13 protein-coding genes and 1 pseudogene are annotated in these 17,557 nt (G+C 54.0%); 10 read left to right on the top strand and 4 right to left on the bottom strand.

What is annotated here, in order from left to right:
* The first annotated feature begins 6 nt into the window (after positions 1-6).
* The 5 genes from BN6471_RS01735 (at position 7) to BN6471_RS01715 (ending at position 5,337) form a co-directional block, all read left to right on the top strand.
* Positions 7-1,965, top strand: a complete 1,959-nt coding sequence (locus BN6471_RS01735) for a DHH family phosphoesterase (RefSeq protein ID WP_066644931.1) — start codon at positions 7-9, stop codon at positions 1,963-1,965.
* Positions 1,966-1,968: 3 nt separating this feature from the next.
* A complete protein-coding gene (rplI, locus tag BN6471_RS01730; protein WP_066644929.1) occupies positions 1,969-2,412 on the top strand; it encodes a 50S ribosomal protein L9 in 444 nt (147 codons plus the stop codon).
* Positions 2,405-3,784 (top strand): replicative DNA helicase, encoded by a 1,380-nt coding sequence (dnaB, locus tag BN6471_RS01725; protein WP_066644926.1) that lies wholly within the window; start codon positions 2,405-2,407, stop codon positions 3,782-3,784. The genes rplI and dnaB overlap by 8 nt, the downstream gene beginning before the upstream one ends.
* Positions 3,781-4,272 carry a GNAT family N-acetyltransferase gene (locus tag BN6471_RS01720; RefSeq protein WP_066644925.1) on the top strand — a complete coding sequence of 164 codons (492 nt, stop codon included), beginning with the start codon at positions 3,781-3,783 and terminating at the stop codon, positions 4,270-4,272. The genes dnaB and BN6471_RS01720 overlap by 4 nt, the downstream gene beginning before the upstream one ends.
* A 147-nt stretch (positions 4,273-4,419) precedes the next feature.
* The gene (locus BN6471_RS01715; RefSeq protein WP_066644923.1) at positions 4,420-5,337 is read left to right on the top strand and encodes a pseudouridine synthase; all 918 of its coding nucleotides are present in this window, start codon (positions 4,420-4,422) and stop codon (positions 5,335-5,337) included.
* Here BN6471_RS01715 and BN6471_RS01710 read toward each other — a convergent pair.
* Both BN6471_RS01710 and BN6471_RS01705 read right to left on the bottom strand, forming a co-directional pair.
* Complete coding sequence (locus BN6471_RS01710) at positions 5,321-5,995, bottom strand: RluA family pseudouridine synthase (RefSeq protein ID WP_066649650.1); 675 nt, start codon at positions 5,993-5,995, stop codon at positions 5,321-5,323. The genes BN6471_RS01715 and BN6471_RS01710 overlap by 17 nt on opposite strands.
* Positions 5,992-6,849 (bottom strand): class I SAM-dependent methyltransferase, encoded by an 858-nt coding sequence (locus BN6471_RS01705; protein ID WP_066644919.1) that lies wholly within the window; start codon positions 6,847-6,849, stop codon positions 5,992-5,994. The genes BN6471_RS01710 and BN6471_RS01705 overlap by 4 nt, the downstream gene beginning before the upstream one ends.
* A gap of 100 nt (positions 6,850-6,949) precedes the next feature.
* Here BN6471_RS01705 and ispE point away from each other — a divergent pair, with 100 nt between their 5' ends.
* Positions 6,950-7,804 carry a 4-(cytidine 5'-diphospho)-2-C-methyl-D-erythritol kinase gene (ispE, locus tag BN6471_RS01700; RefSeq protein ID WP_066644918.1) on the top strand — a complete coding sequence of 285 codons (855 nt, stop codon included), beginning with the start codon at positions 6,950-6,952 and terminating at the stop codon, positions 7,802-7,804.
* A 42-nt stretch (positions 7,805-7,846) separates the two neighbouring features.
* Here ispE and BN6471_RS01695 read toward each other — a convergent pair whose 3' ends face one another.
* Complete coding sequence (locus BN6471_RS01695) at positions 7,847-8,578, bottom strand: SGNH/GDSL hydrolase family protein (RefSeq protein ID WP_066644917.1); 732 nt, start codon at positions 8,576-8,578, stop codon at positions 7,847-7,849.
* Positions 8,579-8,727: 149 nt separating this feature from the next.
* On the opposite strand from BN6471_RS01695, the gene BN6471_RS01690 reads away from it, so the two are divergent.
* Entirely contained in the window at positions 8,728-9,588 is an 861-nt protein-coding gene (locus BN6471_RS01690; protein ID WP_066644916.1) for a substrate-binding periplasmic protein, read from the top strand.
* A gap of 157 nt (positions 9,589-9,745) precedes the next feature.
* A complete protein-coding gene (locus tag BN6471_RS01685; protein WP_046442406.1) occupies positions 9,746-9,979 on the top strand; it encodes a hypothetical protein in 234 nt (77 codons plus the stop codon).
* 157 nt (positions 9,980-10,136) lie between these two features.
* On the opposite strand, the pseudogene BN6471_RS01680 reads toward BN6471_RS01685, so the two are convergent.
* Positions 10,137-10,579, bottom strand: a pseudogene (locus tag BN6471_RS01680) (GNAT family N-acetyltransferase).
* Between the two features lie 267 nt (positions 10,580-10,846).
* Between BN6471_RS01680 and BN6471_RS01675 the strand changes: the two are divergent.
* Positions 10,847-14,059 carry a PD-(D/E)XK nuclease family protein gene (locus BN6471_RS01675; protein ID WP_066644914.1) on the top strand — a complete coding sequence of 1,071 codons (3,213 nt, stop codon included), beginning with the start codon at positions 10,847-10,849 and terminating at the stop codon, positions 14,057-14,059.
* Positions 14,059-17,385 carry a UvrD-helicase domain-containing protein gene (locus BN6471_RS01670; RefSeq protein ID WP_066644911.1) on the top strand — a complete coding sequence of 1,109 codons (3,327 nt, stop codon included), beginning with the start codon at positions 14,059-14,061 and terminating at the stop codon, positions 17,383-17,385. Before BN6471_RS01675 ends, BN6471_RS01670 begins: the two co-directional genes overlap by 1 nt.
* Positions 17,386-17,557 lie beyond the last annotated feature (172 nt).

Below are 17,557 nucleotides of genomic sequence, written 5' to 3'. Positions count from 1 at the left end.
TACGTGATGAAAGAAAAGACAAAGATCAGTTACGTTTCAAGTGAATTGGTGATCTTTCTCGTCCTGCTCGCGGCGGTGGTGTTTGTCCTGCTGTTGGTGCAGCACATTTACCTGCGTATGGCGATTTTGGTGATCGTTTTCGTTGTGGCCGTCCTTTATTTCGTGATTTCCACCATGAACAAGCAGCGGTGGTTTTATACGGCGGCGCAAATCCTGACCTCGTGCTCGGAAAAGATCGATAAGTATGTGAACGCGGTCACGATCCCCACGGCGATCACTAAAAAGGGAGGCGTGATCGGCTGGCATAACCCGGCATTTTTTATGCTGGCGGGGATGCACTGCGAGGGCAAAAATATCTTCCGCGTGTTTCCGCAGTTAAGCAAGCCGGAGAAGGATAAAAAGGTCAAGATACAGGGAAAGGTCTATTATAAAGAGACCATAGGGTGCGAATGGGGCGGCAAGGAATATACGATCCACCGCCTGATCGATTTTGAGAAAACGTACGAAGCGTCCGCGCTCTCCAAGGCTTCGACCACGACGGTCTGCCACATCCAGGTGGATAATTACGGTGACCTGCTGCGAGGAACGGAACAAAGCAACCATGCGGAGATCGGCGCGGAGATCGAGCGGGTGGTTTCCAGGAAAGCGAAAAACCTTCACGGGGCGTACCAGAAATATGACCGCGATAAATTTATCGTCATATTTGAACGGCGCTTTTTATCTTCGCTGATGCAAAGCAAGTTCGATATCTTAAATGAGATGCGCAAAATCGGTACGGGCAACGACGCCTTCCATCCGACGATCAGTGTGGGGACAGGTGTGGGGTCGTCGCCGGAAGAAGCGAACGACAACGCAACGGCTGCGCTTGAGCTCGCGCTTGCGCGCGGCGGCGACCAGGCGGTGATCAAGGAAGAATCCGGATACAAATTTTATGGCGGGACGCAGCAGGGGATGGAGAAACGGACGCGTGTGAAGTCGCGTATGTTCGCGCATGCCCTCAAGAATATGATGGAACAGTGCGATACGGTCATGATCATGGGGCATACCGTCCCGGACCTTGACTGTATGGGCGCGGCGATGGGGCTGCTGGCCTGTGCGCGCAAGGTGGAGAAGAAAGCGTATATCGTACTGGACAAACCCAATGCCGCGATACAGGGCCTGGTAGACGAGATCAACCGCGACCCGGATTATAAGGGACTGCTGGTGGCGCCGCAGGACGCAGCCTCTATGATGGATGCAAAGACTATGCTCGTCGTGGTGGATACGCAGATCGCGGATTTTACGCTTGCACCTGCGCTGCTTGATAAGGCGGACACGCTGGTGGTGATCGACCACCATCTGCGCGGAACGGACCATATCGAGAATCCGACGCTTTACCTGCACGAGCCGTATGCCTCCTCGACAGCGGAAATGGTGACGGAGATCTTGCAGTATTTTGCGGACAAAATGCATATAAAGCCGCTGGAGGTGGAAGCGCTTCTGGCAGGGATCATGATCGATACCAAGGGGTTTTCGTTCAAAACGGGGGTTCGTACCTTTGAAGCGGCTTCGTATTTACGAAAGCTTGGGGCGGATACCACAACGATCCGGCATTTGTTCCAGGATGACCTGGAAACATTCAACGCCCGCGCAAAGGTCGTGCAAGGGGCGGACATCCTGCCGGACGGCATTGCGATCTCGTGGTGCCCGGACGATGCGAAAAACCCGCAGCTTTTGGCGGCGCAGGCAGCAGATTCCCTGATCGGTATCCGTGGGATCAGCGCTTCGTTTGTGCTGTGTGAACAAAATGGAGTCATCCTGATCTCCGGCCGTTCCATCGGAGGGATCAACGTACAGCGTATCCTGGAAAAGCTGGGCGGAGGCGGGCATGCGACGATCGCAGGCGCGCAGATCAGGGGCATGGACAAAGGACAGGTCGTATCCGATTTGAAAGAAGCGATAGAAGAATACAAGAAGGAGAGCTGAGCAATGAAAGTAATTTTGAACCAGGATGTAGCGGGAAAAGGAAAAGCGGGGGATATCGTCAATGTAAGCGATGGATATGCGCGTAATTTCCTGTTTCCGAAGAAGCTGGCAAGCGCGGCAACGGCGCAGAACTTAAACGCTGCGACCATCGCGCAGGCTGCCGAAAAACATAAAAAAGCGGTTGAAAAACAGGACGCAAAGGAACTGGCGGAAAAAATGGCCGGGATGACGCTCACGATCAAGGCAAAACACGGCGAGGGCGGGAGGCTTTTTGGCGCAATTACGGCCAAGGAAGTGGCTGCGGAGCTTTCAAAGGCGATGGGCAGCGAGATCGACAAGAAGAAGGTCAACGTGCCGAATATCAAGGAGCTCGGCGAGTATGACGTTACCGTCAAGGTATATGCGGAAGTAAGTACAAAAATAAAGGTAGTGGTTGTTGATGGCTGAAGGTCGTCCCGTGCATGCGGCTAGCAGGATACCGCCCAATAACCTGGAGGCGGAACAATCCATTCTGGGAAGCATGCTTCTCAATGAAAAATGCGTATACGAGGCAATGGAAGCCCTGCGTGAAGAAGATTTCTACCAGCAGCAGCACAGGGATATTTTCCGTGTAATGAGCGAGCTGATGGAAGAAGGCGTATCCGTCGACCTTGTCACCGTGAGCCAGAAGCTTGAACAGGCGGGTAGGATGCGCATGGGCGGGCTGGAATACCTCTCGCAGCTTACGACGGTCGTGCCTTCCGTTGCCAACCTCAAGCATTATATCAATATCGTACAGCAGAAGTCGGCGCTTCGGAAGCTGATCGACGCAAGCATGACGGCGGCGGACGAAAGCTATAAGGGCGAAGAGGACGCGGACGCGATCATCGGGCGTGCGGGCGACGCGATCTATCGGATCGCGCTCAAAAATTCGCACAGCTCGGTCGTACATATCAAGGAAGCTTTGCAGGAGAGTTACGTCAAGATCAGCGAGGCCATGAAAGCGCAGGACGGCATGATGGGTATCCCGACCGGGTTTCCCTATATGGACCAGATGCTGTCCGGCTTCCAGGGGACGCAGCTCATCATCGTTGCGGGCCGCCCCGGTATGGGCAAAACGAGCTTCGCAATGAATATCGTGGAGCACATCGGCCTGGTGAAGAACATACCGTGCCTGGTGTTTTCGTTGGAAATGTCGGCCGACCAGCTTGCGACACGGATGCTGTGCTCGGAAGCGCGCATCGACAGCCAGCTGACGCGCTCGGGGAAGATGGGGGCAACGGAGATCACCAAGCTTGCGGAAGCGATGAAGGTTCTTTCAAACGCGCCTATCTATATTGACGATTCGGCGACGATCACCGTGACGGAAATGCTGGCCAAGGCACGCAGGATGCAAAAGCAATCGGGGCTGGGGCTCATTGCCATCGACTATTTGCAGCTGCTGCAGGGAACGGGCCGCGCGGAAAGCCGACAGCAGGAAGTTGCGCAGATCACGCGCTCTTTAAAGATCATGGCAAAGGAACTGAACGTGCCGATCATGCTTTTGTCCCAGCTTTCGCGTGCTTCTGAAAAACGCGAGAAAAAAACGCGGTATCCTATGCTTTCCGACCTGCGCGAGTCGGGGGCGATCGAGCAGGATGCCGACGTTGTCATCTTTTTGCACAGGGAAGATTATTATCCGGAAGACAAGACGCCGGAAAATGCGGGTAAGGCCCGCATTATCATTGCCAAGCAAAGGAGCGGGCCTACGGGCGCGATCGCGATGCAGTGGCAGGGCGAGTACACGAAATATATGGAAACGGATTATATCCATGACGACGAGGAGGCGCCGGAATATTGATTACCAACCAGTGGATATGCGGAAACGCTGACCTTGCGGACGTCATGGCCGTCCGCGACCATGTGTTTGTAGCAGAGCAGGGGTTTGCACCGGAGGATGAGTTTGATTTGTTTGACAGGCAGGCGATGCATGTCGTGGTCTATGAGGGGGAGCGCCCGATCGGGACGGGGAGGCTGTACCATGACGGCAAAACTTTCCGGATCGGCAGGATATGCGTGGTAAAGGACGAGCGCGGACAGGGCGTGGGCGATTTGCTGATGAGGCTGCTGCTCGTGAAAGCGTTTGAATTCGAGCCCTCGCAGGTGCGCATCGATGCGCAGGAACGGGTGCGCGGCTTTTATGAGAACTTCGGCTTTGAGCAAGATGGCGAGGCCATGGAAGAAGCGGGTATCCCGCATATACCAATGCGTGTCACCAAGGAGTCGCTGGTCTTAAAAAGCGGCTGTGGGAAGGAATTGAGGTATCAGGATTTGTTCCCGCAAAAATAAGGCGATCGAAATCCGGCATATCGCCGGATTTTTTATGGCCGAAAAAGCAGAAATGCGTTGCAAATGAAGCGGGAAATGATACAATATATAGTGTGCTTTTTGTAAAGGCATAGCTAGCAGAAGTATTTACCGAAAAAGGGGACATCTATGATCAGGCTTGAAATCGCACAAGAACAGGAAGGCTTCCGCATCACCGAATGCGTAGCGGAATCCGTACCGGAGCTTGCAGCGGCCAACCTCAAAAAAATGATCCGTTCAGGGGACATCAAATTGAACGGCAGCCGTATTAAAAAGGATTTTGCCGTGCAGGGCGGCGATATCATCGAAATTTATGTGCCGCTCGAATACGAACGGCAGCCGGTTTTGGATATCGCATACGAGGATGAGAACCTGATCATCCTGAATAAGCAGCCGGGGACGGTCGTGGCCGCGGGAGCGGGTATGCCGAAGGAAACGCCGGAGCTGATATCCATGGTCATCAACTACATGCAGGACAATGCGGAATATTCCGAAGAGCTGGGGATGATCCCGTTCCCGTGTTTTAAGCTGGATATTTATACGGGCGGACTGGTGATGTTTGCCAAAAACGGGGACTATTTTGAAGCCATCCGCGAAGCGACGCGGCAGCGGCGGATCGCACGGACATTCCGGGCCGTTGTCAAGGGCTGCCCCAAATATGGCGAAGGGGAATTCCAGCATTTTTATGTCAAGGAAAACGACGAAAAGTACCGCGTGACGAAAAACAATGCGCGCGGCGCCGTGCCGATCTATACCCGTTACCATATTTTGAAAAGCAATGGCACGTTCAGCTTTTTGGAGATCGAGCCGGTTACGCAGTATATGAACCAGGAACGCGCGCATATGGAAGCGGCGGGCTACCCGATTTTGGGGGACAACATTTACGGCGATCCAAAGCTGAACAAAAAAATGGGCGTGAAATACCAGGCGCTGTGGGCAACGGGGATCCGTTTTTCAACAGGCGTCAACAATATGCTGGAATACTTAAACGGGCTTACGGTCGAAACAAAGGACGTACAGTTCCCGGTGATCAACTGGGAGCAGTGACGTCAAAAATATCCCACGGATATACAGAGGGCGGCGGACACGTAAAGGTGAGCCGTTCTTTTTTTGTGGGATGGAGGACGGAAAGGGAATAAGACCATAGGCACAAATTTTTGGCGCTTTTCCCGCCGTATTTTGCGTCGCCCAAAAGAGGCGCCCCGGCGTGCGAAAGCTGCACGCGTATCTGGTGTGGACGGCCGGTATGCAGCGTGATATCAAGCAGGAACAGGCCGCCTCGCCTCGCCGCAATACGGTAATCGAGCAGCGCGCGTTTGGCGCCCGGCGTATCCGGGGCGACCACGCGGGTGGTGTTCGTCCCGCTGTCCTTCAAAAGGTAATTTTCAAGCGCCCCGGACGCAGGGAGCGCAGAGGAGACCACGGCATAATACTTTTTTTGGAAGCTACCGTCCCTTAATTGCCGCGCAAGCCGTGCGGCAGCCTTGGAGGTGCGCGCAAATACCATCACACCGCCCGCCGGCCGGTCAAGGCGGTGCACAAGGCCCAAATATACTTCGCCGGGTTTTTGGTACTTTTCCTTGATGTATTGTTTCAAAAGGTTCAAAAAATCCATGTCGCCCGAGCTGTCCGCCTGAGAGGGCATGTTCTGCGGCTTGAGCGCGACCAGGAGATGGTTGTCTTCGTACAAGACCTGGGGCGTCATGGCGTCCACCTTGTCGTCGTCCCGCAAGGGAGCAGGATCTCCTGCCCTTCCACGGGCAGGCAGAGGTCGCCGGCGTCGATGTTTCCTTTTCGCTTGGAGAGGGTGATCTCCAACATGTTTTTACACACGACCGAGGAAAGCCCGGTCGTATAGGAATTGATGATGAAAAATACGGGCGTGTCAGATAAGAGTTTGGCGGTTTCCCAAACCAGGTCAAACAAATTATCTTCCGTACGGAACACTTTGCCGTCCGCACCCCTGCCGTAGCTGGGGGGATCCATGATGATCCCGTCGTAGCGGTTTTCACGCCGTTGTTCGCGCAGGACGAATTTCAGGCAATCATCCGCTAAGATACGCACCGGCGCTCCTGAAAGCCCGGAAAGGCCGATGTTTTCCTTTGCCCAGCCATTCATGCTTTTTGCTGCGTCGATATGTGTGACCTGCGCGCCTGCCGCCGCACACGCAAGCGTTGCACCGCCGGTATAAGCGAACAAATTGAGGATACGGGGCGCTTTGGGTGCGCGCTCGATGCATTGCGCCATGAAGTCCCAGTTGGCCGCCTGCTCCGGGAAAAGCCCGGTATGTTTAAAACCTGTCGGGCGGACATAAAACTGCAATTCCCGATACGAGACTGTCCAGCGCTGCGGGAGCTTTTTGAAATACTTCCATTCGCCGCCGCCGCGCTGCGAACGGATATATTCTGCGTGGGCGGCCCGCCACAGCTCCGGGCGCTGCTTTGCCCAGATGACCTGCGGGTCGGGACGGGACAAAATAACATCGCCCCATTGCTCAAGTTTCATACCGTCGCCGGTATCTAAAATTTTGTAATCGTTCCAGCCTTTTGTGATGAACATTCCACGCCTCTCTTCCACGCAATCATTTTACCATACGGCCTGTTTTTATGCTATAATGAATTATCGGGAGACATTCTTAAAACAATGCGGGGGTTTTTGTATGAGGGTGAGAGCATATGCGAAGTTGAATTTGGCTCTCGACATTTTGGGCGTCCGGCCGGACGGGATGCATGAGCTGGACATGCTGATGCAGAATATCTCTTTGGCGGACGTGCTTTCCATCAAGTGTGCAAACAGGGTTGCGGTACGCTGCGACAGTATGGTCGTGGATGCAAACAATACGGTCAGGCGGGCGGCGAAATTGTTCTTTCAGTCGCTCGGCATCCATGCCGGCGCGGAGATCGTGATCGAAAAACATATCCCTTCCCAAGCGGGGCTGGGCGGCGGCAGCAGCGACGCGGCGGCAACGCTGGTCGCGCTCAACCATTTATACGAGGCAGGGCTCGATATCTGCACGCTGCGGGAGCTGGGCGTACAGATCGGCGCGGACGTCCCTTTTTTTATCGGCGGGGGCTGTATGCGCGCGCGCGGCATCGGCGAGGAATTGCGGAAGCTCAGTAACCGGTGCGCTTTTCATTATCTTCTGGTCAAGCCGCAGAGGGGCGTTTCTACGGCGGCCGCCTATGGTAAGTTCGATGCATGCGCAAAGCGCGGCGCGGTCGATGTGGAAGCGGCGGGACGCGCGCTTGAAAAAGGGGACTGCGCTGCGTATTTCAAGGCGGCGGGCAATGTGCTGCAAGCCCCGGGGGCGGAAATTTGCCCGGCGGTGTCCGCGATCCTTTCAAAGTGCAAAGACCGCGGCGCGGATTTTGCGATGATGACCGGCAGCGGGAGCTGCGTATTCGCGGTTTTCCAGGAAGAATCGGTACGCGAATACGCTTACCAGAAATTCGTAAAGGAATATCCGTTCTGTAAACGTGCGGAAAATATGGAAATGGGGATAGAAGTCCTCTGAACATGGAAAAAGGCTGCTTTTCGTAAGGAAGGCAGCCTTTTATTATGCCATCAGGTAGGAAGCGTGGCGGTCGATATAGGAAAGGAATTCCTGCTCGATCAGCGCTTGCCCCTTTTCGTTGGGATGGATCCCGTCTTCGCAGATGAACTCACGGTAATCACCCTCGCGCAGGAAGGCGGAACGCACATTGACCATATGGATGCCGTACGACTCGGCGACCTGTTCGGCCGTGTAAGAGTATTTTTCCTGCCACCAGTAGATTTTGGATACATCGTGCAGCCATTTCAAAATATTATGCGCCCGCTGCGGGTCGTTTTTGGTGAACCAGCGGAAATAGGAAGCGGCGTTCAGGGGCGGGAGGTTCATCAGCACGGGGATCTTACCTAACGCAAGCAGGGATTCGATCATCTGCCGCAATTTCCGTCCGTATTCACGCAGGGGCGTGTTGGGCAGGTGAAGCGCTGTCGGATCGAGCGCAACTTCATCCCACTTGTAGTCGCAATCGTTACCTCCGTACTCGATCAGCACCAGGTCGGGATTGAGATCCGTAAGCTTTTCTTTGAGGAGCTTTGCGCCATACGTTGTAGTCGTGCCGAATTTGGAAAAATCGTGTACGCTTGCTTTGAGCTTTTCGCCCAGGCGGCGGATGAACCCATTTTTGGAAAAAATATACCGCTGTTTTTCCGGATGGAAAACAACGCCCTTGGCAACGGAATCGCCCATGACCAAAATAGATTGTACACCGCCGCGGGTGGGAATGCTCCTGTCGTACATACTCGCCTTACGCTTTCCTGGTTCGATAATACCCGGGCAGGCCCGGATAATTTCAATTTAGCATGTTCATAATAAATTGACAAGTGTTTTGTTGAATTTATACGCGAATATCATTATAATAAATCCCATAACAGGTCGAGGAGAATGGTTTGAGAAAATATGCGCGCCCCCATTCCAAAAAGCAAATGGGGACATCTTTGAGGGTAAACAAAAAACTGCTGGTCACCATTGTCGCCGTTGTGGCGGCGGTGCTGGTCGTCATTATAGCGGTAAGCGGCATCGCGGCGCAAAAAGGCTTTGAATCCAGTACGCTGATGACCAGCGATACGATACGCGTCGGCATCCGGACGGATGTGGAGGGCTTCGGCGGGGTGGACGAAAACGGGAATATCGTCGGCTTCGACCGTGAGTATATCGACGCGATGCTAAAAGAACTGATCGGCGACCGGCAAAAGATATATGAATACTATGCGCTTAGTTCGCAGGACGCGGGCGGGTCGCTCAAGTATGGGACGGTGGATGTCGCATTGGGGCTGCTGACGAGCGGTACGGACAAAACCAAGGGCTTTCCGCTGACAGAGCCATACTATGAGGATAATGTGGTCGCGATCACGACGGCGGGTTCGCGGCTCGAAAAGCTTTCCAATCTGGAGGGAGGTACGATCGGTATATTGAGCAACGCGATTGCCTCTGACGACCTCGCGGAATATATCGAAGAGAAAAAAATGAACTATAATCCAAAGGATGTACTGCGGTATACGGATTATGAAAGTATCCGCATGGATCTCGATGCGGGCAGGGTGAACGCAGTGGTGATGCCGCAGGCGATCGCTAAGCAGTTTGTGGCGGAGGGATACCGTATGCTGGCAGAGCCGCTGTACAGTGTCGGTTATTCCATCATGCTGCCCATCGGCCAGGAGGCGGTGGTCACGGAAATGAACCGCGTGATCGAGGCGTTTGCCAAGGACGGAACGGCGCAGGCGCTCCTTGAAAAATGGAATGTGCAGTAAAACAGCTGTTTAGAAAACAAGGCATTATGTTTAGCAGCAGGAGGATGTGTTTATATTGACAGTGTAGGGAAAGTTGTGTTAAAATGACAGCAATGGGTGAGCTCCAATAAAACTCCCCCACGACCCACAAATTTATATTTGTCAGGAGGACAATGGAGTGAAAATCAAAAACATCAGTGAACCGCAGAAATTCTTTGAACTTCTCAAAGACTGCAAGGGCAAGGTAGAGTTGGTCACGTCGGAAGGCGACAGGCTGAACCTGAAATCCACTTTGTGTCAGTACATCGCATTGACCCAGATGTTTAAAGATGCACAGATTGACGAACTGGATTTGATTGTATCCGAGCCCGAAGATTTGAATCTTTTACTGAACTACTTGGTAAGAGGTTAAATCCTCTCGTAATTTCAAGGTTGCGGCATGTGCCGCAACCTTTTTTTTATCTGACCCCCCCGAAAGCGGGGTTCTATCGTTCCGCATGGCGGCTCCGGCGTGAGACTTAGCCCCGCCTTATGGCAGGGGCTGTTGCGGGAATCCCAATAATCGAGCGTTACTGCCTGCTCACATATAAAAGCGGATAAGGATTTCCCTGTTCATCAGTATCAGTTCTTTTGTAAACCTTGAAACCCATGTGTTCATAGAAACCTTTCGCAAGAGGATTTTGTTTATTCACAGCCAAATCGTGAATGGCATATTTTACCATTCCGTATTGCAGCAATTTTTTTCCCAATCCTTTTTCTCTCTCTTCGTGAGTGATAAATAGCATTTCAAGGTGTTGTTCTACGATTCCCATGAATCCCATAGGAACCTGATTTTCGTTTTTCACAATAATTAAATGGGAATTTCCCTTAATGCTTGGGGGATATATCTCTTGATACCCTCTCTTTCACTCTCTGTTAAAAAGTGATGCGTTGCCTTTACAGAGCTTTCCCACACGCTTAATAGTTGTCTGATCAATAACGAATTTCGATCCTTTACCTCAAAAATTTCCATGTCCAGTCCCCTAATACTCAAACTCGTCCAGTGCACCTGATCCGCCTAAGGCGAATGTTCTTATTTTTTATACTCTAAATTTTAATGCGGAATCTGTCAAGTTGCTTTAGGGCGATACTTCTTGGATGATGGCCGCGCCTGTCATGCGTTCTATGCCTATTTACACAAACAACGCGGCGACTGACGGCAACAAGTATTAACGGCAAGTTTGTCTACAAATATGATATAATAAAACCAGCATGGCAATACATACAACCGGGAGGTAAAATGGGCATTGAGTTTGTGCTGGGCAGGACAGCCAGCAAACGCGACGATACGATCATCGAAAAAATTGGCAAGCTCGTTTGCAAAGACCCGCTTGCAAACGTTCTCGTTGTCGTGCCGCCGCAGGCGACCTACATCACGGAGAAACAACTGATCGACAAACTTAGGCTCAAGGGGCTGATGGGCGTATGCGTACAAAGCCCCGCGCGTATCTGCGACCGCGTGCTGGAGAGTACGTATGGAAAAGCCGTCGCGGGCATCGACGCAGCAGGCAAGAGCATGATGATGCGGTTGCTTTTAGACCGCAGCGAAAACGACCTGCACGCCCTGCGCCAGTGCGCGAAAAAGGGTGATTTGCCGCTGATGATGGGCAGCATTGTATCGGAGCTAAAGACGCTTGACTTCACGCCCCAAATGCTGCGGGAGATCCAAACGGACAACCGGATCACAGTGGAAAAGTTTGCGGATATCGCCTACCTTTATGAGCAATTCAACAGCCTGTGCGAAGGGCTTTACGATACGGAGGATAAGATCAACCTGGTGATCGAGCATATCCCGCAGGCGGAATTTTTGCATGGGGCGCATCTCTTTATCCACGGATTCGATATTTACAATGCCCAGACGGTGCGGTTTTTCAAAGCGCTCATGGAGGCGGCGGAAGAAACGGTCATGTCGTTTTATTATGCAGACAGCAGTGCGCCGGACGCGCAGGTTTACGAAATATGCAACGAAAACCGCGACAAGTTTTTGGGCAGCGCGATGGAGGCGGGCCTCAAAACGTCCATCGTTACACAGGACAGGGATGCATCGGCCGACATCCTGCACATCGAAAAGAACCTGTATGCACATCCTTTTGTAAAAGCCGGCGCGGCACGCGATATCAGCATGACATATGCTGCCGACCGCGAGGAAGAAGTGCGCGCAGTGGCGGCGCAGATCGCTTATTTGAAAGAAAAACGCGGGTATGCGTTCCGGGATGTAGCGGTGGTATGCGGCAGCATGGAGGCTTATGCGCCGTTGATACAGAAGATATTCGGCGAAGCGGGGATTCCCTGCTTTGCGGGTGAAAAACGGACGCTTCTTGACAGTGTGTTCGCCACATATTTATTGAGCGCGCTGGAGCTGTCGCAGGGGCGGATGAAAAAAGATACGCTGCTTGCGCATGCGAAGACGGGGCTTGCGGGTATCACGCCCGGCGAAGCGGAGCGGCTGCACAATTACGCCTATACGCATATCCGTGACGGATTCGCGTTTTTGAAGCCGTTTTCCGACCCCCTGGCGGAAAAAGCGCGCACAAAGCTGATGGAACCGATCGAGATGCTGCGCGAGGGTGCGGCGGGGGCAAAAACGGCAGGGATGCTGATTGCATGCCTGACGCAGTATATGGAGCGAACGAACGCCGAAAACAAGCTGGCGGCACACATTGCGTCGGCGGAAAAGGCGGGGCTTTTGGAGAGCGCTGCATTCGGCATGCAGGTATTTGAGAAAACGACGCATATCCTAAAGGAAGCGCGGGAGATATTGCGGGATGCGCAAATCACCAGGCAACAATTGAAAGCGCTGCTTGAAACGGGCTTCGGCGCACAGAAGGTAAATGTGATCCCGCCGGGCGCGGACGAGGTCGCCGTAGGGGAGATTTCCTATATCCGCTTAGGTGATATCCGGGCGCTGTTTTTGGTAGGTGCGAACGAGGGAATTTTACCCAACTATACGCAAAGCTCGGATATCCTTGCGGACTACGAGCGGGAACTGATGCTTTCCCAGCTCGCGGGGCTTAGCTTTACCGGCAATGTGGAAAAGCAAAAACTGGCGATCTTAAAAGCACTGACCAAACCGTCGGAAAAAATATTTGTGAGCTTGGTAGACGACGGGAAAAGCAAGCTATCCCCTGTGGCGCAGCGCATCCTCGACCTGTTTGGCAGCGTCAAGCAAGGCCGGGCGGCGGACAGCGCATATCTTTTGAAGACAAACGCATACGTGGAGGCAACGCAGGTGCTGCGTAATTTGGCGGATGGGATCGATATACCGTACGATGGCAGCCGGCTGGCAGCGGTGCTGGGGGATGGCGAATACCAGGACAAACTGCGCGCGATAGAACGCGGGATAGCCAGCAAGAACCGGCCCATGCAGCTTAAGGCTGCGTCGGCGCAGGCGCTTTACGGTGAAATACGGGGGAATGCGAGCAGGCTGGAAAAATATTACGAATGTCCGTATAAGCATTTTATGCAATATGGACTGAAGACGGACGTACCGCAGGAATATACGATCAACCCCATGGATGTGGGTAATTTTGCGCACGATATTTTAGACAACCTGCAAAAAGAGGTCGGGCGGACGGAGCAGGGATGGACGCAGATCCCGGAGCAGGAATTTTCGCGGCTGATCGACCAGTGCGTGCGGGACGCGCGGGAAATGCAGGCAAAATTCACGCTCAACAGGCACAATGAAAACGTGCTGCATGCTGTGGAACGCGAGGTGCGCCTGGCGGCGGTGGCGATCCGTACCCAGGCGCGCGAGGGCATGCTTGTCCCGCAGGAAAGCGAATGCTGGTTTTCGCAGGACTTCGGGGATGGGATCAAGATAGACGGCAAGATCGACAGGATCGATACGGCGGAGCTTGAGGGCGCGCAATACTTTGATATCGTCGACTATAAGACGGGAGAGCACGACTTTGATTTAGGGCGCTTCGCGGGCGGCGTTTCACTGCAGCTGGTGATCTACATCATGGCGGTGCTGGCGCTGTTGGGAGAAGATGCGCGCTTTGCGGGTGCGAACTATTTCAACATCCACCTGCCGGAATTTACGGAGGCGGACGGCGATATACCGGCAGCCTACCGCATGGCGGGGATTTGCGGCGTGGATGAGGAAAGGGCGGCAAAGCTTTTCGGTACGGCGGGCAATGGTTTGTTCTCGCTGCGTTTGCGCGTGCTGCGCGACGGGAGCTTTGACGCAAATGCGCGGCGGCGGCAGTATGGGCAGGAGGAGATCGGCACCTTGCTGGAATTTGCAAAAAGGCTGATCGCGGATGCAGCGCAAAAGATCAGGGAAGGCGATACGGCGATCCGTCCATATTCCTATAAGGCAAGCAAAGGATGCGATTACTGCGATTTTGTAAGCGTGTGCATGTTTGACGAAGGATATGCGGGCAATGCGCCGCGCGTTCTTCCGGAAGAAGATAAAGAACAGACGATGGACAGGATACGGCGGGAAGGATAATGCAGTTTACCAGGAAACAGCAAAGGGCGATCGGCACGGACGAAAAAAGCGTCCTGGTATCGGCAGCGGCAGGCAGCGGGAAGACAAGCGTCCTCGCAAAGCGGGTGGCGCGGCTGGTACTTGACGGATGCGATATCCGCAATATGCTGATCATGACATTCACAAACGCGGCGGCGGCAGAAATGCGGCAGCGTATTTCGCGTGAGATCGCAGGGGCTGCCGGGAGCGATGCGCGCCTTTGCCAGCAGGCGGAATTTGTTTCCCTGGCCGATATTTCCACCTTCCATTCGTTTTGCGGCAAGGCGGTACGGCAGAATTACGCCCTGCTGGGGATCTCGCCGAATTTCAGGATCTGCGACCAGAATGAAGCGGGCCGGCTGCGCACGGAGGCGGTACGCGAGCTGTTCGACGACCGCTATGAAGAGCAGGATGGGGATTTCCTGCGCCTGGTGGCGCGTTATACGACGCGCGCAAACGATGCGCGGCTGACAGAATATGTTTTTGACCTTTACAATTACATCATGAGCAAGCCGGATCCGTTCGGGTGGGCGGAAGCTTCCCTTGAAAAGGGAGAAGATTACATCGCTTTTTTGAAACGTGAATACGAGCACGGGATGCTCTTGAAGCTGCGGGAAGCCAGGCAGCTGATGGAGCTGGCGGCAGATATTTCGTCCGGGTTCGACGCCGGGCAGCAGAAAAAAGACGAGGAATGCGCCGCCTTGCTCGCAGAGATGATCGGCTGCGTAAAAAGGGATGGTTTTGCAGGGATGGCGGGGCGCTTTGCGGGCAGTACGCTCCCGGCGTGTAAGCGCAAGTTGTGCGAAGAACACAAGGAAAAGATCGGGCTGCTTTATAAAACCGCGCGCGCGCATTTGAAAAACGTACTCCAGGACAAGAACGATATGCGCTTCGAGGAAACGGCGAAGGAAGAACTGGCGCATACGCAGCGCGACGTGGCGGCGCTGGTTTCCTTGGCGCGGGATTTTGCGGAGCGGTATACGGAAAAAAAAGAGGAGCGCAATGTCCTCGATTATGAAGACCTGCAGCATTTCGCGCTGCGTGCGTTAAACGACGAAGGCGTGCGGCGCTTTTACGCGCAGCAGTACGCACATGTATTCGTGGACGAATACCAGGATACCAATCCTGTACAGGAGGAAGTCATCAAGGCGGTGAGTACGGGCGGCAGCCTTTTCATGGTTGGGGACATCAAGCAGAGCATCTATAAATTCCGCCTGGCGGATCCGATGATCTTCAAGCAGAAGGCGCAGGAATTCAAAACGGAAACGCGGGAAAATGAGATCATCCTCATGAACGACAATTTCCGCAGCAGCCGCAGCGTGATCGAAACGGTCAACTTTGTGATGGACAGCGTGATGAGCGAACGGACTGGGGAGATCGTGTACGACGAAGGGGAGTCTTTGCTGTGCAATATAGAAGGCGGGCACGCGGAGATATTGCTGTGTGAAGCGGCTGCCGGCGAAAAGGATGCGCGGCAGGCGGCGATGATTGCGGACAGCATCGAAAAGCAGCGCGGGGAAACGGTGGGCGACGCGCGCACGGGAAAGCCGCGGCCCATCCGCTATGGGGATATAGCCATACTCCTGCGTTCGCGCAGCGAATTTTTGAATGTGCTCAAAAACGAACTGCGCAACAGGGGCATCCCCTGCGTAGTCGACATGGAACAGGCGCAGGATTTAAGGGAGATCGAATTGTTCGTCAACCTGCTGCGGCTTGTGGACAATACCCGGCAGGACGTCCCGCTTTTGTCGGTCATGCGCTCTTATATCGGCGCCTTCGACGAAGAAGATTTTGCCCAGATACGGCTTTTGAAAAACGAGCGGGGGATTCCTTTTTATGAGGCGGCGGAGGCGTACGCCCAAAAAGAGGACGCGCTCGGCGGACGCTTGCGGACTTTCTACGGGAAATTGAAAAAACTGCGGGTGTACGCACAGTCCCTGTCCCTCGGTGAATTCCTGCTGCGGGCGGAGCGGGAATATGATTTTGAGGCATATGTGGCCTGCACGCCGGGCGGGGCAGCCAAGCGGAACGTTTTTGTACGCTTCATGGAGATGGCCGTGCAGACGGCGCAGTCAGTAGGCGGCAGCCTTTACCTGCTGCTGCGCGCGCTTGCGGATATCAAAAAGAGGGACGGCGCTTATATCTGTACGGGGGTGCAGGGCGCCGATGCGGATTGTGTGCGCATTATGACGATCCACGGCTCCAAAGGGCTTGAGTTCCCGGTGGTCTACATCGCCCGCATGGAAGCGGCGTTGCGGCCGCAGGAGCTGAATAAAAGTATTTTGCTGCATTCGGAATACGGTATCGTGGCCAAATATGTGGATGAAGAAAGCCTGCTGCGGCGCGATACGCTCGAAACGCTGCTGGCAAAGGAACGCCTGATGGGCGAATATAAATCCGAGGAACTGCGCATCCTCTATGTGGCAATGACGCGCGCGAAGGAGAGGCTCTTTCTGGCGGGCAGCACTACCGATTTTGATAAGCAGGCGGCAGCATGGGAGCTGATGCGCCGGACAGGTAATTTCCAGGATGCAAAATGTATGCTCGACTGGGTGATGGCGGCCAATGCGGGACACGGTAAGATCCCTGTATCGCTTTTTGCCGGCGGCGGGGAAAAAGGACGGGAAAGCGAAGGGTTCGATTACCCGGCGTTCAAGCGGGCGCTGCTCGATGGGGCGCAGCCAAAGGAGCTGATCAGTATTCCCGCGCACAAAGCCGTTCCGGCCAAGGTATCGGTGAGTGCAGTCAAGCAGGCGCAAGGGCAAAAGCTGCGGGCGTTCCTGCGGCCGCAGGCGGAAGAAACGGAAGAAATCACAGGCGCGCGGCTGGGGACGCTTATCCATAGCGTGATGGAACGCCTCACAAAGGGACAGGAACTGGGCGCGGCTGCCGAAGACATGCTTGCGCGCAATATCATCACCGCGGACGAGCGGGACGCGATCCTCAAAAACCGCGAGATGGCGGAAGCGTTTTTGCGTACGCCGCTTTATGAACGGATACGGTCGTCGCCGCGCGTGCTGCGCGAGCAAAGCTTCAACCTGCAGGCCGGGGCGCAAAGCATCGGTTTTGAGGGGGAGGAAGAAATGCTGGTGCAGGGAATCCTTGATTTGGCGTTTTTAGAGGATGGAAAGTGGGTATTGGTGGACTATAAAACAGACCGCGTAAGCGAGCAGGCCGTGGAAAAAGCGGCGCAGGGCTACGCGGTACAGCTCGACCTTTATACCCGCGCCCTGGAGGAGATCAGCAAAATCCCTGTAAAGGAACGCTACCTGTACTTTATGAGGGTCATGCAATGTATCCCGGTGTAGGCAAGAACAACCTGTAAGGGGGACGGGCTTTGTGGCCTGTCCTTTTTTATTGCAGCAGCTTGTTCCCGGTAAAGCCGGAGAAAAATTCACATATGTGAGCGTATTTGGGAATTGCAGGATTAGGTGAAGTGATATAGAATGGTAGTAGTGATAAATAGCAAATGCCTGCGTT

This window comes from Christensenella timonensis (assembly GCF_900087015.1).
Classification (GTDB): Bacteria; Bacillota; Clostridia; order Christensenellales; family Christensenellaceae; genus Christensenella; species Christensenella timonensis.
This window is presented reverse-complemented; position numbering and strand designations above follow the sequence as displayed.